This is a genomic window from Streptomyces sp. NRRL S-1813, from assembly GCF_000719605.1.
GTDB lineage: Bacteria > Actinomycetota > Actinomycetes > Streptomycetales > Streptomycetaceae > Streptomyces > Streptomyces decoyicus.
In genome coordinates, this window is record NZ_JOHB01000024.1 from 109,852 (window position 1) to 124,878 (window position 15,027).

The 15,027-nt window shown below is 72.3% G+C and carries 13 protein-coding genes; 9 read left to right on the forward strand and 4 right to left on the reverse strand.

The genetic code is table 11. The features are described 5' to 3' along the window. Positions 1 to 55: 55 nt before the first annotated feature. The 6 genes from IF67_RS0127840 (at position 56) to IF67_RS0127865 (ending at position 8,746) form a co-directional block, all read left to right on the forward strand. Positions 56 to 712, forward strand: a complete 657-nt coding sequence (locus tag IF67_RS0127840; RefSeq protein WP_030990222.1) for a TetR/AcrR family transcriptional regulator — start codon at positions 56 to 58, stop codon at positions 710 to 712. Positions 713 to 848: 136 nt separating this feature from the next. Then, a complete protein-coding gene (locus IF67_RS0127845; protein WP_030990223.1) occupies positions 849 to 3,113 on the forward strand; it encodes a molybdopterin-dependent oxidoreductase in 2,265 nt (754 codons plus the stop codon). 134 nt (positions 3,114 to 3,247) lie between these two features. Beyond that, complete coding sequence (locus IF67_RS0127850; RefSeq protein WP_030990225.1) at positions 3,248 to 4,717, forward strand: CitMHS family transporter; 1,470 nt, start codon at positions 3,248 to 3,250, stop codon at positions 4,715 to 4,717. Positions 4,718 to 4,721: 4 nt separating this feature from the next. Beyond that, positions 4,722 to 5,999, forward strand: coding sequence for an MFS transporter (locus IF67_RS0127855; RefSeq protein ID WP_037839943.1), 1,278 nt, complete (start codon positions 4,722 to 4,724; stop codon positions 5,997 to 5,999). A 161-nt stretch (positions 6,000 to 6,160) separates the two neighbouring features. Beyond that, entirely contained in the window at positions 6,161 to 7,555 is a 1,395-nt protein-coding gene (locus IF67_RS0127860) for an aldehyde dehydrogenase family protein (protein WP_030990228.1), read from the forward strand. Positions 7,556 to 7,663: 108 nt separating this feature from the next. After that, complete coding sequence (locus IF67_RS0127865) at positions 7,664 to 8,746, forward strand: Zn-dependent alcohol dehydrogenase (protein WP_030990230.1); 1,083 nt, start codon at positions 7,664 to 7,666, stop codon at positions 8,744 to 8,746. A 66-nt stretch (positions 8,747 to 8,812) separates the two neighbouring features. Here IF67_RS0127865 and IF67_RS0127870 read toward each other — a convergent pair whose 3' ends face one another. Next, a complete protein-coding gene (locus tag IF67_RS0127870) occupies positions 8,813 to 9,193 on the reverse strand; it encodes a hypothetical protein (RefSeq protein ID WP_051818667.1) in 381 nt (126 codons plus the stop codon). A 79-nt stretch (positions 9,194 to 9,272) separates the two neighbouring features. Continuing rightward, positions 9,273 to 10,010 (reverse strand): hypothetical protein, encoded by a 738-nt coding sequence (locus IF67_RS0127875; protein WP_051818668.1) that lies wholly within the window; start codon positions 10,008 to 10,010, stop codon positions 9,273 to 9,275. Positions 10,011 to 10,271: 261 nt separating this feature from the next. Here IF67_RS0127875 and IF67_RS0127880 point away from each other — a divergent pair, with 261 nt between their 5' ends. Further along, positions 10,272 to 11,633 carry an MFS transporter gene (locus IF67_RS0127880; RefSeq protein ID WP_030990236.1) on the forward strand — a complete coding sequence of 454 codons (1,362 nt, stop codon included), beginning with the start codon at positions 10,272 to 10,274 and terminating at the stop codon, positions 11,631 to 11,633. A 98-nt stretch (positions 11,634 to 11,731) separates the two neighbouring features. Here the strand turns inward: IF67_RS0127880 and IF67_RS0127885 are convergent, their stop codons facing one another. Then, positions 11,732 to 12,379, reverse strand: coding sequence for a TetR/AcrR family transcriptional regulator (locus tag IF67_RS0127885; protein WP_030990238.1), 648 nt, complete (start codon positions 12,377 to 12,379; stop codon positions 11,732 to 11,734). Positions 12,380 to 12,453: 74 nt separating this feature from the next. Here IF67_RS0127885 and IF67_RS0127890 point away from each other — a divergent pair, with 74 nt between their 5' ends. Then, a complete protein-coding gene (locus IF67_RS0127890; RefSeq protein ID WP_030990240.1) occupies positions 12,454 to 13,605 on the forward strand; it encodes an acyl-CoA dehydrogenase family protein in 1,152 nt (383 codons plus the stop codon). Between the two features lie 122 nt (positions 13,606 to 13,727). Continuing rightward, the gene (locus IF67_RS0127895) at positions 13,728 to 14,387 is read left to right on the forward strand and encodes a TetR/AcrR family transcriptional regulator (RefSeq protein ID WP_030990241.1); all 660 of its coding nucleotides are present in this window, start codon (positions 13,728 to 13,730) and stop codon (positions 14,385 to 14,387) included. A gap of 22 nt (positions 14,388 to 14,409) precedes the next feature. Here the strand turns inward: IF67_RS0127895 and IF67_RS0127900 are convergent, their stop codons facing one another. Further along, a complete protein-coding gene (locus IF67_RS0127900; protein ID WP_030086844.1) occupies positions 14,410 to 14,871 on the reverse strand; it encodes a MaoC family dehydratase in 462 nt (153 codons plus the stop codon). Positions 14,872 to 15,027: the final 156 nt, after the last annotated feature.

Here is a 15,027-nt window from a genome sequence, read left to right on the forward strand (position 1 = left end):
CGGCCGGACGCCGGGCAGGATGGCCGGGGCGCCGGACGACGGGCAGGATGGTCGGGTGCAGCAACCGACCCCCCGCCCCGCCGCCCCGCCGACCCTCCTCCGCCGCGCGCCCGTCCAGCGGCGCAGCGCCCAGCGCCTGGCCAGAATCCTCGACGCCTGTGCCGAGGTCCTGGAGGAGACCGGGTACGAGGAGCTGACCACTCGCGCCGTGGCCCTGCGGGCCGGCGTCCCGATCGGCTCGGTCTACCGCTTCTTCCCCAACAAGCGCGCCATGACCGAGGCCCTCGCCCGGCGCAATCTCGACGCCTACGCGGACCGCATCACCGCCCGGCTCACCGCACCGGCCGACCAGCCCCTGCGGTGGCGCCGTGCGATGGATGTGGTGGTCGACGAATACCTCGCCATGAAGCGGACGGTGCCGGGTTTCGCCCTGGTGGAGTTCACCGTCCCGGCCCCGCGCGAATCCCGGCAGGCCAACTACGAGGTCGCCGACCGGCTGCGCGCCCTCTTCGCCGGACCGCTCGGCCTGGACACCGCCGACGAGCGGCTGCGCACCGCCTTCCTGGTCGGCGTCGAGACGGCCGATGCGCTGCTCCAGCTCGCCTTCCGCACGGATCCGGCCGGCGATCCCGCCATCGTCACGGAGACCAAGGAACTGCTCCGGGCCTATCTGGCGCGTTATCTGGACGGGCCGGGCGCGGGGGAGGGGTGAGCGCCGGGCGGGTACCGGCGCGCCTGACGGGGTGCCGAGGGCCGATTTCCGCCGAGAGGGCTGCCCTCATGCCAACCGGTCGGTATGGTCGGACGGTACGCAGCCCCGCCGCCGGCACCGTCCCCGGGAGGGACCGATGACCCGTACCGCCCTGCGCATCTGCCCGCTCTGTGAGGCCACGTGCGGGCTCAGCGTCACCGTGGACGGTGACCGGGTGACCGCGGCCCGCGGCGACCGGGACGACATCTTCAGCAAGGGCTTCATCTGCCCCAAGGGTGCGTCCTTCGGTGAGCTGGACGCCGACCCCGACCGGCTCACCCGCCCCCTGGTGCGCCGCAACGGAGCGCTGACGGAGGCCACCTGGGACGAGGCGTTCGCCGCCGTCCAGGCCGGGCTGCGCCCGCTCATCGAGGCACACGGCTCGGGCTCCCCCGAGCTCCCGGGTGCGCGCGAAGCGGCCGGGCCCCCCGTCGCCGTGGTCCTCGGCAACCCCAATGTGCACACCGTCGCCGGCGCCCTCTACCCGCCCGTCCTGCTCGCCGCCCTCGGCTCCCGCAGCGTCTTCACCGCCTCCACCGTCGACCAGATGCCCAAGCACGTCTCCAGCGGACTGCTCTACGGCGATCCGCTGGCCATCCCCGTACCGGACCTGGACCGCACCGACCACCTCCTGGTCATCGGCGCCAACCCGCTGGACTCCAACGGGAGTCTGTGCACCGCACCCGACTTCCCGGGCCGGATCAGGGCGCTGCGCCGCCGCGGCGGGCGGCTGACCGTCATCGACCCGCGGCGCACCCGTACCGCGAAGCTGGCCGACGAGCATCTCGCGGTCCGCCCCGGCACCGACGCCCTGCTGCTCTTCGCGATGGTGCGGGTGCTCTTCGAGGAGGGCCTGGCCGACGTGGGGGAGCGGGCCGGGCACCTCACCGGGATCGACGAGGTCGAGCGGCTGGCGGCGGACTTCACACCCGAGGTGGTGGCACCGCTGTGCGAGGTGCCCGCGGAGCGGATCCGGCGGCTGGCCCGTGAGCTGGCCGCGGCCGAAACCGCCGCGGTCTACGGCCGGATCGGCTCCACCACCGTCGAGTTCGGCACCCTCACCAGCTGGCTCGTCGATGTACTCGCCATCCTCACCGGCAACTTCGACCGGCCAGGCGGCATCATGTTCCCGCTCTCGGCGACCGGCGCCGCACCCCGCCCGGCCGGGCCCGGCCGCGGCTTCGCCCTGGGCCGCTGGCACAGCCGGGTCTCCGGCCACCCCGAGGCCAAGTCCGAGCTTCCCATCGTCGCGCTGGCCGAGGAGATCGACACCCCTGGTGAGGGCCGCGTCCGGGCCGCCGTCGTGATCGCCGCCAACCCGGTCCTCTCCGTCCCGGACGGCGACCGGCTCGACGCCGCGCTCGCCTCACTGGACTTCATGGTGAGCGTCGACCCGTACCTCAACGAGACTTCGCGGCACGCCGATGTCGTGCTGCCGCCGCCCCCGCCGTCCCGCAGCCCGCACTTCGACTACGCCTTCAACGCCCTGGCCGTGCGCAACCAGGCCCGCTACACCCGGGCGGTGCTCCCGCTCGCCGACGGGCAGCCCGACGAGTGCGAGATCCATGCGCGGCTGATCCTCTGCCTGGGCGGCCAGGACGGCGCGGACCCCGGCCTGGTGGACGCCATGGTGATCGGCACGGCGCTCGGCAAGGCGGCCGGGGATCCGCACTCTCCCGTGTACGGACGCCAACCGGACGCACTCGCACAGGAGTTGACCGGACGGACCGGAGCCGAACGCCGGCTGGACATGATGCTGCGGCTCGGCCCGTACGGCGAGGGCTTCGGCGCCGACCCCGAGGGGCTGACCCTCGACCGGCTGCTGGCGCACCCGCACGGCATCGACCTCGGCCCGCTCGCACCGCGGGTGCCCGGAGTCCTCAGGACCCGCAGCGGCGCCGTGGAACTGTGCCCCGGGCCGATCGCCGCCGAGGCGGCCCGGCTGCGCGGCCGGCTCGCCCGGCGCCCCGACGGCATGCTGCTCGTCGGCCGCCGCCATCTGCGGTCCAACAACAGCTGGCTGCACAACGTCCCGGCGCTGACGGGCGGCAGCAACCGCTGCACGGTCCAGGTGCACCCCGACGACGCGGCGCGGCTGGAGCTCACCGACGGCGGGCCCGCGCGGCTGAAGGGGGACGGCGGCGAGCTGGAGGTGCCGGTGGAGATCACCGAGGCCGTGCGCCCCGGTGTGGTGAGCCTGCCGCACGGCTGGGGCCACAACCGGACCGGGACCCGGCTGGGGGTCGCCGCCGCCGACCCCGGCGTCAACGTCAACCAGCTCAACGCCGGGCGGCTGCTGGACCCGCTCTCGGGCACCGCGGTGCTCAACGGACTGCCGGTTGTGCTCACGCCCGTCCGGTGAGATCCGTATTGACCTGGGGTTTTGCTCGTATTGCTCGCGCGTCAAGGCCTTGTTAACAAAAGTTTGCGGGACCTAACGTCACCTGAACTGCCACCCCCCGGCAGATGTTCAAGGGCGAACGTGAGGTACCCCTAATGCTGACAATCCTCGGATTTGTCATGATCGCCACCTTCCTGGTGCTGATCATGATGAAGAAGATGTCACCGATGGCCGCGCTGGTGCTCATCCCCGCGCTGTTCTGCATCCTGGTCGGACAGGGCGCGCACCTGGGCGACTACGTCGTCAAGGGCATCGGCGACCTGGCTCCCACGGCCGCGATGCTGATGTTCGCCATCATCTACTTCGGGGTGATGATCGACGTCGGGCTCTTCGACCCGATCGTCCGCGGCATCCTGAAGTTCTGCAAGGCCGACCCGGTGCGGGTGGTGGTCGGCACGGCGCTGCTCGCCGCGATCGTCTCGCTCGACGGTGACGGCTCCACCACCTTCATGATCACCGTCTCGGCGCTCTACCCGCTCTACAAGCGGCTGAAGATGAGCCTCGTGGTCATGACCGGTGTCGCCGCCACCGCCAACGGCGTGATGAACACCCTCCCCTGGGGCGGCCCGACCGCCCGCGCCGCCACCGCGCTCAAGCTCGACGCCGGCGACATCTTCGTCCCGATGATCCCCGCCCTCGCCGTCGGCCTGGTCGCGGTCTTCGCCCTCGCGTACGTCCTCGGCCGGCGGGAGCGCAAGCGGCTCGGCGTCCTGACCCTCGGCGACACCCGGGTGGTCACGGAGGCCTCGGACGAGGAGGAGACCGAGCTGGTCCTGGTCGGCGCCGGCGGCAAGGGGGGCGTCCCGGCCGGTACGCAGCGCGGCACCGGCACCGGCGGCGCGGGCACCGGCTCCGGCACGGACCCCGACGCGGCCCCGGACTCCGACCCGGCCACCGACTCCGGCGACCACGCCGACGACGGCCTCCAGACCCTGGACCCGCAGCGCGCCACCCTGCGACCCAAGCTCTACTGGTTCAACGCCGCGCTCACCCTCGCGCTGCTCACCCTGCTGATCCTTCAGGTCATGCCGATCCCGGTCCTCTTCCTCATCGGCGCGGCCCTCGCCCTCACCGTCAACTTCCCGCAGATGAAGGACCAGAAGGCCCGCGTCGCCGCACATGCCGAGAACGTGCTCAACGTCTCCGGAATGGTCTTCGCCGCCGCCGTCTTCACCGGCGTGCTCACCGGCACCGGCATGGTCGAGCACATGGCGCGCTGGCTGGTCAGCGGCATCCCCGACGCGCTCGGCCCGCACATGGGCATCGTCACCGGCGTCCTCAGCATCCCGCTGACCTACTTCATGTCCAACGACGGCTTCTACTTCGGCATCGTGCCGATCCTCGCCGAGGCCGGCGCCGCCCACGGCGTGGCCCCCATCGAGATCGCCCGTGCCTCCCTCGTCGGCCAGGCCCTGCACATGTCCAGCCCGCTGGTCCCCGCCGTCTACGTCCTCGTCGGCATGGCCAAGGTCGAGTTCGGCGACCACACCAAATTCACCGTCAAGTGGGCCGCCCTGACCTCCCTGGTGGTCCTCTGCGCGGGACTGCTCTTCGGCATCATCTAGCTAGATGAGCGCCACCCGCCCCGAAGGGCCCGGCAGGAGTTGGCTGCTGCGCCTGGTCCTCACCTTCTCCTTCGCCCAAGGAGCGGTGAGCATGGCCAGGCCGGCCGTCTCCTACCGGGCCCTCGCCCTCGGCGCCGACGAACGCGCCATCGGCGTGATCACCGCCGTCTACGCCCTGCTGCCGCTGCTCGTCGCCGTCCCGCTCGGCCGCCGTACCGACCACGGCCGCTGCGCGCCGCTGCTGGTCGTCGGGGTGGCGCTGATCAGCGGTGGCTGTGCGCTCAGCGGGCTGGCCGCGTCGCTGCCCGTGATGGCCGCCTGGAGCGGGGTGATGGGACTGGGGCACCTGTGCTTCGTCATCGGTGCCCAGTCGATCGTCGCCCGCCGCAGCGCTCCCGAGGACCGCGACCGCAATTTCGGCCACTTCACCATCGGCGCCTCCCTGGGCCAGCTGATCGGCCCGGTCGCCGCCGGGCTCGTCATCTCCGAACACGACGGCCGGATGGCCCCCACGAGCGCCACCGCCCTGCTCGTCTCCGGCGCCGTCGCCGCCGTCTCCTACGCCTCGCTCTGGCGCCTCGAACAGCGCACCCGCGCCGTGCCGCCGGACGCCGCGGGCCGTACGGCCGGGCCACCGGTCCCGGTACGCGCCATCCTGCGCACCCGCGGCGTCCCGGCCGGCATCTTCATGAGCCTGGCCGTGCTCTCCGCGACCGACATCCTCACCGCCTACCTCCCCGTCATCGGCGAGGACCGCGCCATCGCCCCCACCACCATCGGCCTGCTGCTCAGCCTGCGGGCCGCGGCCACCATCGCCTGCCGGCTGGTGATGACACCGATGATCCGGTGGCTGGGACGCACCGCGCTGATGGCCGGCAGCTGCGCGCTGGCCGGGGTGCTGTGCGGCGGTCTGGTGCTGCCGGTGCCGGTGTGGGCGCTGGCCGCGATGCTGCTCGCCCTCGGCTTCTGTCTCGGTGTCGGCCAGCCGCTGTCGATGACGACGGTCGTCCAGGCCGCCCCCGACCGGGCCCGCAGCACGGCACTGGCGCTCCGCCTCACCGGCAACCGGCTCGGCCAGGTCGCCGCCCCCGCCGGCGCCGGACTGCTGGCCGGCGTCGCGGGCACCGCCGCGCCCTTCGCCCTGCTCGGCGTGCTGCTGCTGGCCTCGGGCGCGATGGCGGCCCGTACGGGGCAGGCGCGGGGCGGCCCGGATGTGCCGTCACGGGGCGCGCGGAGCGGACGGTCGTCGCGGTCCCTGGCAAGGCGGGATATCTCAGCGTGAGCGACGAAAAGTGCATGCCGTCCGCCAAGGCGGGACTGTGGAGACAGGCCCTAGGCTCGTGGCGACCGTCACCCCGGCGTGTGGCGGGATCCCTGGCGGCGCAAAACTACCGGCGCTAGTTTAGGTGGGATGACCAGCAGCCGGCCCGGGAGGACCACGACGTGAAGCAGCACGACGCGATGTACATCGACGGAAGCTGGCGGCCCGCCGAGGGCAGCGGCACGATCGAGGTCGTCAACCCGGCCGACGGGCAGGTCTTCGCCACCGTCCCGGCCGGCTCGGCGCAGGACGTGGACGCCGCGGTCCGCGCCGCCCGCGCGGCGCTGCCGGGCTGGGCCGCCACCCCGCCCCAGGAGCGCGCCGCCCGGCTGACCGCGCTGCGCGACCAACTCGTCGCGCGCGGCGAGGAGATCGCCGAGACCGTCACCGCCGAGCTCGGCTCGCCGCTCGCGTTCAGCAAGATGGTGCACGCCGGGGTGCCGGTCGCGGTCTGCGGCTCGTACGCCGAACTGGCCGGCACGTACTCCTTCGAGGAGAAGATCGGCAACTCCACCGTGCTGCACGAACCGGTCGGGGTGATCGGTGCGATCACGCCCTGGAACTACCCCCTGCACCAGATCGTCGCCAAGGTCGCCCCGGCGCTCGCGGCCGGCTGCACGGTGGTGCTCAAACCCGCCGAGGACACCCCGCTGGTCGCCCAGCTGTTCGCCGAGTGCGTCGGCGCGGCCGGCATACCCGCCGGTGTCTTCAACCTCGTCACCGGACTCGGCCCGGTCGCCGGGCAGGCGCTCGCCGAGCACGAGGGGGTCGATCTGGTCTCCTTCACCGGCTCGACGGCCGTGGGCAAGCGGATCGGTGCCCTCGCGGGCGCCGCGGTCAAGCCGGTGGCGCTGGAGCTGGGCGGCAAGTCCGCCAATGTCATCCTGCCCGGCGCCGATCTGCCCAAGGCCGTCGCGGTCGGCGTCGCCAATGTGATGGCCAACTCCGGTCAGACGTGCAGCGCCTGGACCCGGATGCTGGTCCACAAGGACCACTACGCCGAGGCCGTCGAGCTGGCGACGGCGGCGGCCGCGAAGTACGTACCCGGCGAGAAGGTCGGCCCGCTGGTCAACGCCAAGCAGCGGGACCGGGTGCGCGGCTATATCGAGCAGGGCATCGCAGAGGGAGCGAAGGTCGTGGCGGGCGGCCCGGAGGCGCCCGCGGGGACGGGCTACTACGTCACACCGACCGTCTTCGCGGACGTCACCCCGGAGATGACCATCGCCCAGGAGGAGATCTTCGGCCCGGTCCTGTCGATCCTGAAGTACGAGGACGAGGACGATGCCGTCCGGATCGCCAACGCCACCGTCTACGGCCTGGCCGGCGCGGTCTGGGCGGGCGACGAGGCCGAGGCGGTGGCCTTCGCCCGCCGTCTGCACACCGGGCAGGTCGACATCAACGGCGGCCGCTTCAACCCCCTTGCCCCGTTCGGCGGTTACAAGCAGTCCGGCGTCGGCCGCGAGCTGGGCCCGCACGGCCTGACCGAATATCTCCAGACCAAGTCGCTCCAGTTCTGACCCGGCCGCGCGGCGGGGGCGGCCGGTGCCGCCCCCGCCGCGACGCCGTCCGGTCACCTCAGCCCCTCAGTCCTCTCAGCCCCCTGTCCTCCGCACCGAGGAGATCTTGTGGTTCGCGCCGCAGTACTGCCCGCCGTCAACGCCCCGTTGCAGGTCACCGAGATCGACCTGCCCGAGCCCGGCCCCGGCCAGGTCCGCATCCGGCTCGCCGCCGCCGGTGTCTGCCACTCCGACCTGTCGCTGTCCAACGGCACCCTGCGCCAGCCCGCTCCGGCCGTCCTCGGGCACGAGGGCGCGGGCACTGTCACCGCGGTCGGCCCCGACGTCACCTCGGTGGCCCCCGGTGACCAGGTCGTCCTCAACTGGGCGCCGTCCTGTGGCGACTGCCACTTCTGCGGGCTGGCCGAGCCGTGGCTGTGTGCCCATTCCGGCCTCGCCGCGAACGCGCCGTACGCGAAGCGGGCCGACGACGCCACTGAGCTCTACCCCGGCCTGGGCACCGCCGCGTTCGCCGAGGAGACCGTGGTGCCCGCGCGGGCCGCGCTGCCGCTGCCGGACGGGGTGCCGCTCACCGATGCGGCGCTGCTCGGCTGCGCGGTGCTCACCGGCTGGGGCGCCGTGCACCACAGCGCCCGGGTGCGTGCGGGGGAGTCGGTCGCGGTCTTCGGCGTCGGCGGGGTGGGCCTGGCCACGCTTCAGGCGGCGCGGATCGCGGGCGCCGGACCGATCGTGGCCGTGGACGTCTCCCCGGAGAAGGAGGAGCTGGCCCGCGCGGCCGGCGCCACCGAGTTCGTGGTGGCGGGCGACGACACCGCCAAGCGGATCCGCAAGCTCACCGGGGGCGTGGGCGCCGATGTCGCCGTGGAGTGCGTGGGCCGCGCCGACACCATCCGTACGGCCTGGTCGGCCACCCGGCGCGGCGGCCGTACGACGGTCGTCGGCATCGGCGGCCAGGACCAGCAGGTGACCTTCTCCGCCCTGGAGCTCTTCTACTTCGGCCGGACCCTCTCCGGCTGCGTCTACGGCAACAGCGACCCCGCCCGCGACCTCCCGGTCATCGCCGGGCATGTCCGCTCCGGCGCGCTCGACCTCTCCACCCTGGTCACCGACCGGATCGGCCTCGACGGCATCCCGGCCGCCTTCGACGCGATGCTGGCGGGCAAGGGCGGGCGGGCGCTGGTGGTGTTTTAGGACCGGCCCCGGGGCAGCCCGACCTGCACGATTCAGCTGGCCGGACAGGGTGTTGACTTTCGGTCGTCATCTGCCGAGCAGGTCCTGGTTCGCCTGCAGCACGGCGTCGGGGCGGCGCCAGTGGATGGTGGCGTGCCCGGCGCCATCGATGAGGCGGTTCTCGCCGCGTGGGACCGATTTGGCCAGCGCGGTGTAGAGCCGACGCTTGCCGTCGATCTCCTCGCGGAGGAGCGACTCGGATTCGCCTGCGGACACCGCCTTCTTGAAGGCATCGATGTCAGTGGCGGTGAGGACGATCAACGGCACGTCGGGCATCGGTCCCGCGTGACGTATCTCGTCGTAGAGCTGATCAATGTTCTTCACTTCCTGGATGCCGGCCCGCAGCCATTCCGGGCTGACGCGGCGTTCGATGAGCGGCTCGCGGACCTCCTCCGGCCAGTCGGTCAACTCGCTTCGCGGCGGCCGCCGATCCGCCGGCACAGGGGACGCCCCGGTATCTGTACAACGGGTCTACGGCGCCGTAGAACTACGGCTGCGTTCGAGCCAGTTCTTCCAGTCCTTGGTGGCCCACGTCCGGGGCGCTCATGGCCAGCCAGCCGTGGCCACGTGTCTCGGCGTCGGCGTCCACCGGGCCCGGGTGCACGGACAAGTACTCGCACGCTTCCATGGCGCCGGCTGTGCCCTCGTGGGGCTCGGCCTCGTCGAACTCCGGGTCGAAGTCCTCGTCGTCGACGGCCCGCGTTTCCCACGGCAGGGGCTCGCCCACCCATTCGGGATTGCTCTCCCGTGCGTACCGGCGCCGGATGCGACCGGCTTCGGCGACCACCCAGATATCCGCTCCGCCCGCGAAGTCTTCATAGAACATCTGCGCCTCGCCGCAGCGGGCGCTGAGCCGCTCCGCGGCCCCCATCATGCCGTTCCAGCTCCGGCCGATGACACTGTCGAGGTTGCCGAATATCAGGCGCCAGCCGTCGATTTCAGGGGTGACGAAGACGGGGTCGGCGTTCGGTCGGGCGGGCAGGTCGGCCACGTCGAGTCCCTCGCGGAAGGTGACCGGGACCCGGTCATGGAGGTCCAGTGCCGCGAACAAGCCCTCGTGGTTCTCACCGGGCACCACGTACCACCAACAGGTCGGGAGGTGGAACGGCGGCTTCTCGCCGCCGGCCTTGAGCAGGGCGCGGCGCGCCAGCAGCTTCCTGTCCCGCTCTCCCAGCCGGTCGGTGAATCCGGCCCTCAGCAGGGCACCCAGTCGACTCTCGCTCATGATCGAGGAGCTTACGGCGCACCGCTGCCAACCTCCGCAGCAGTTGGCAGTCAGCAGAGGGCCGGAGCCGCGGGCCGGGGTGAGGGGAGGCGCGCTCCGGCCCCGCGCGGCCCGGCCGGGCGCCCAGGCCCTGCGACCCGGCGCCCGAGTGGAAAACTCGTGCCGCGCGGTCCGTTGACGGCGTACCGGCCGGTCGGTACGGTCACCCGACATCACGGCGCCGCCCCCCTTCCTTCCCGCACCCCCTCGGAGCGTGCACGCATGGACACGGCCCCCTCCGCGCCACACGACCACCCCGTTACCCCGCCCTCCTCCCGCAACCGCCGCAAGGTCGCCACCGCCGCCGCCCTCGCCTCCGCCGTCGAGTGGTACGACTACTTCGTCTTCGGCATCGCCGCCGCGCTCGTCCTCGGCCCCGCCTTCTTCCCCTCGGGCAGCGAGGCGGCCGGTGTGCTCGCTTCCTTCGCGACCTTCGCGGTGGGTTTTCTGGCCCGGCCCGTCGGCGGTGTGATCGCCGGTCAGCTCGGGGACCGGCGCGGCCGCAAACCCATGCTGGTGCTCGCCCTGACCGTGATGGGGCTGGCCACCACCGCCATCGGGCTGCTGCCCTCCTACGACACCATCGGGCTGGCCGCCCCGGTCCTGCTGGTCCTCCTGCGGCTGCTCCAGGGCCTCGCGGTCGGCGCACAGTGGGGCGGCGCGATGCTGATGGCCACCGAATACGCCCCCGAGGGCAAGCGCGGGCTTTACGGCTCGCTGGTGCAACTCGGCGTCCCGATCGGCGTGATGACCGCCAACTCCGTCTTCCTGCTGGCGGGTGCGCTCACCGACGAGCGGTCCTTCGGCGCCTGGGGCTGGCGGATCCCGTTCCTCGTCGGCGTGCTCGTGCTGCTGCTCGCCCGCTATATCCACACCCATGTCGAGGAGACCCCCGAATTCCGGGCCGCGGAGGAGAAGCTGGCGGCGGCGGAGCAGGCCGTCGAGGCGCGCCGTTCACCCCTGCGCACGATCCTGCGGCACCACCTCGGCACGGTCCTGCTGGCCGGCGGCTCGTTCGCGGTGAACACCGCCACCTTCTACATCCTGATCACCGGTGTCCTGGATTACGCCACCCGCGAGCTGGAGATGCGGCGCACCTCCGTGCTGGCCGTCTCGCTCCTGGTCAGCCTCACCCAACTCGTCCTGATCCCGGCCGCCGCCGCGCTGTCCGACCGGATCGGCCGACTGCGGGTCTATGCCGCGGGCGCCGTCGGGCTGCTGCTCTGGGCGGTGCCGATGTTCCTGCTCATCGATACCGCGTCGCTGGTGTGGCTGGGCGTCGGCACCTTCGTCGGCAGCTGCTTCCTCAGCATCATGTACGGCCCGCAGGCGGCGCTGTTCGCCGAGCTGTTCACCGCCGAGATGCGCTACACGGGCGCCTCGCTCGGCTATCAGATCAGCGCGATCCTGGGCGGCGGACTCGCGCCGTTCCTGATGGTGCTGCTGCTGGAGGCGAGCGGCACGTCGATGGCCGTGTCCGGATACATCATGGCGCTGTCCGTCATCGCGCTGGTGTCCATCTGGCTGCTCACCCGCCGGTCCGCCGCGGCCGCCGAGCCGGCGGCGCCCACGCCACAGGGATGACGGCCGGGCGGCTCCCCGGCGCACGGAATCCGCGTGCCGGGGAGCCGCGCCGCGTGGTCAGCCGTCGTATGGGCCGCCGTACGGCCGGCGCCGCGCGGTCAGCCGCCCTGCGGCGGTACGAGTTCCGGGTGCTGGAGTGCCAGGCCGTCCACCAGCGCCCGCAGCCCGGTCTCGAACGCACCCTCGTCCACCTGGCGCTGATGCTCCGCCAGCAGGTGGGCCTGGCCCAGATGCGGATAGTCGGCGGGGTCGTAGGCGCTCGGGTCGTCGACGAAGCCGCGGGCGAACGAGCCCAGCGCGGAGCCGGCCACGAAGTAACGGACCATCGCACAGACCCTGGTGGCCTGGGCGGGCGGCCAGCCCGCCTCGACCATGCCGCCGAACGCCGCGTCGGCCATCTTCAGCCCGGCGGGACGGCGGCCGGGGCCCTGGGCGAGGAACGGCACGATATGCGGATGTGCGGTGAGCGCCGCGCGGTAGGAGCGGGCCCAGTCGAGCAGCCCGGCGCGCCAGTCCGCGCCCGCCTCGAAGGCCGACACATCGACCTTGGCGATGACCGTGTCGGCCACCGCGTCGAGGATCTCGTCCTTGGTCGTGAAGTGGTTGTAGAGGGACGGCCCGCTCACGCCCAGCTCCGCCGCCAGACGGCGGGTGGAGAGCGCCGGCAGCCCTTCGGCGTCGATGAGCGCCAGCGCCGTGGTGACGATGCGCTCGCGGCTCAGAAGGGGCTTGCGGGGTCGGGCCATGACGCACATAGTAGAGGCTTCCCGCCAAAAACTAGCAGTGCTAATTAACTCTGCTCGTCCACAAGGGGCCCGAGATGAACCTGGAGCTCAGCGCGGAGCAGACCGCGGTGCGGCAGCTCGCCAAGGACTTCGCCGACCGTGAGATCACCCCGCACGCCACCGCCTGGGACCGTGCGGAACAGGTCGACCGCAGCATCGTGAAGAAGCTCGGCGAGCTCGGCTTCCTCGGGCTCACCGTCCCCGAGGAGTACGGCGGCTCCGGCGGTGACCACTTCTCCTACGTCTTGGTCACCGAGGAGCTGGGCCGCGCCGACTCCTCGGTGCGCGGCATCGTCTCGGTCTCCCTGGGACTGGTGGCCAAGACCCTCGCCTCGTGGGGCGACGAGGACCAGAAGCGGGCGTGGCTGCCGCGGCTCACCTCCGGCGAGGCGGTCGGCTGCTTCGGCCTGACCGAGCCGGGCACCGGGTCCGACGCGGCCGGCCTCGCCACCCGGGCGGTACGCGACGGGGACGAGTACGTCATCGACGGCGCCAAGATGTTCATCACCAACGGCACCTGGGCCGATGTCGTGCTGCTCTTCGCCCGCACCGGCGGCGCCCCCGGGCACCAGGGCATCAGCGCCTTCCTGGTACCCGCCGACAGTCCCGGTCTGGAGCGCCGCGAGATCCACGGCAAGCTGGGCCTGCGCGGCCAGGCCACCGCGGAGCTGGTCCTTCAGGGCGTACGGGTCCCGGCCACCGCCATGCTCGGCCCCGAGGGCAAGGGGTTCTCGGTCGCGATGTCCGCGCTGGCCAAGGGCCGGATGTCGGTGGCCGCCGGCTGTGTGGGCATCGCCCAGGCCGCCCTGGATGCCGCGCTCGGCTACGCGGGCGAGCGCGAGCAGTTCGGCAAGCCCCTCGCCCGGCACCAGCTGGTGCAGGAGCTGATCAGCGATATCGCCGTGGACGTGGCTGCCGCACGGCTGCTGACCTGGCGGGTCGCCGATCTGATCGACCGCGGCGAGCCGTTCGTCACCGCCGCGTCCAAGGCCAAGCTGTTCGCCTCCGAGGCCGCGGTGCGCGCCGCCAACAACGCCCTCCAGGTCTTCGGCGGCTACGGCTATATCGACGAGTACCCGGTCGGCAAGCTGCTGCGGGACGCACGGGTGATGACGCTGTACGAGGGCACCAGCCAGATACAGAAGCTGATCATCGGCCGTGCACTGACGGGGGTCTCCGCCTTCTGACCGGTCCGTCCACGGATGTCCCGGCCGCCCGCCGCCGACCCCTAAGCGCTTGCTCAGCAGCGCGATATGGTGTTCGATCCGTCAGAGGAGGGTCCCTGGCGGATCGAGGAGCGGGGTAGGCGATGGGTGCGGCGGCGGAGCGGGCCGAAGAGGAGAACCAGGAGTGGGCCGGGGTGACCCCGGATGCCGCGCGACGTCTGGTCAGCGCCGCCGTCGAGGCGTTCGCCGAGCGTGGCTATCACGCCACCACCACCCGTGACATCGCCGGCCGGGCCGGTATGAGCCCGGCCGCCCTCTACATCCACTACAAGACCAAGGAAGAGCTGCTCTACCGCATCAGCGGCATCGGCCACGAAAAGGCGCTGCGCATCATGGGTGCCGCGGCCGAGGCCGAGGGCAGCGCCACCGAGCGCCTCCGCGACGCCGTACGGACCTTCGCCCGCTGGCACGCGGAGCACCACACCACCGCCCGGGTCATCCAGTACGAACTCCAGGCGCTGGGCCCGGAGCACTACACCGAGATCACCGGCCTGCGCCGCCGGACCGACCGTTTGCTGCGGCAGATCATCCAGGACGGCGCGGACAGCGGGGAGTTCCGGGCCGACGACGTGCCGGGCACCACCCTCGCGGTGCTGTCGCTGTGCGTGGACGTCGCCCGCTGGTTCACCGCGGACGGCCCGCGCACCCCTGACGAGGTCGGCACGCTCTATGCCGACCTCGTGCTGCGCATGGTGGGTGCGCCGGCGGACCGGGCCCGTTCCCCCGAGGGGCAGGCCGGCTAGGGCCTGTCCTCTGGATCACGCCCTAGAGGTAGAAGCGGCTGACCGTCTCCGCGACACAGACCGGCTTGTCGCCGCCCTCGCGCTCGATCGTCACGACCGTGGCGAGCTGGACGCCACCGGTCACCTCGGTCACCTCGGCGATCCTGGCCGTGGCGCGCAGCCGTGAGCCGACCGGGACGGTGGCGGGGAAGCGCACCTTGTTGGCGCCGTAGTTGATGCCCATCTTCACGTTGTCGACCCGCATCAGCTGCGGTACCAGGGCGGGCAGCAGCGACAGCGTCAGATAGCCGTGCGCAATGGTGGTGCCGAAGGGGCCGGCCGCGGCCTTCTCCTGGTCCACATGGATCCACTGGTGGTCGCCGGTGGCCTCCGCGAACAGGTCGATCCGCTTCTGGTCGATCTCCAGCCAGTCGCTGGTGCCCAGCTCCTCACCGACTGCGTCCCGCAGTTCGTCGAGCGATCCGAACACTCGGGGCTGTGCCATCTTGTCCGCCTCCTCGGGATCCATCCGCCGCCGCTGTGCACCGGCCGATGCTTACTAAGCGCTTGCTCAGCATGCTGAGTGCGGGTAGCCGCTGTCAACGCCTGGGCAACGGCAGGTGGGGCCGTCTCCCGGCCCGGGGCCGGGGCCGGGACAGCC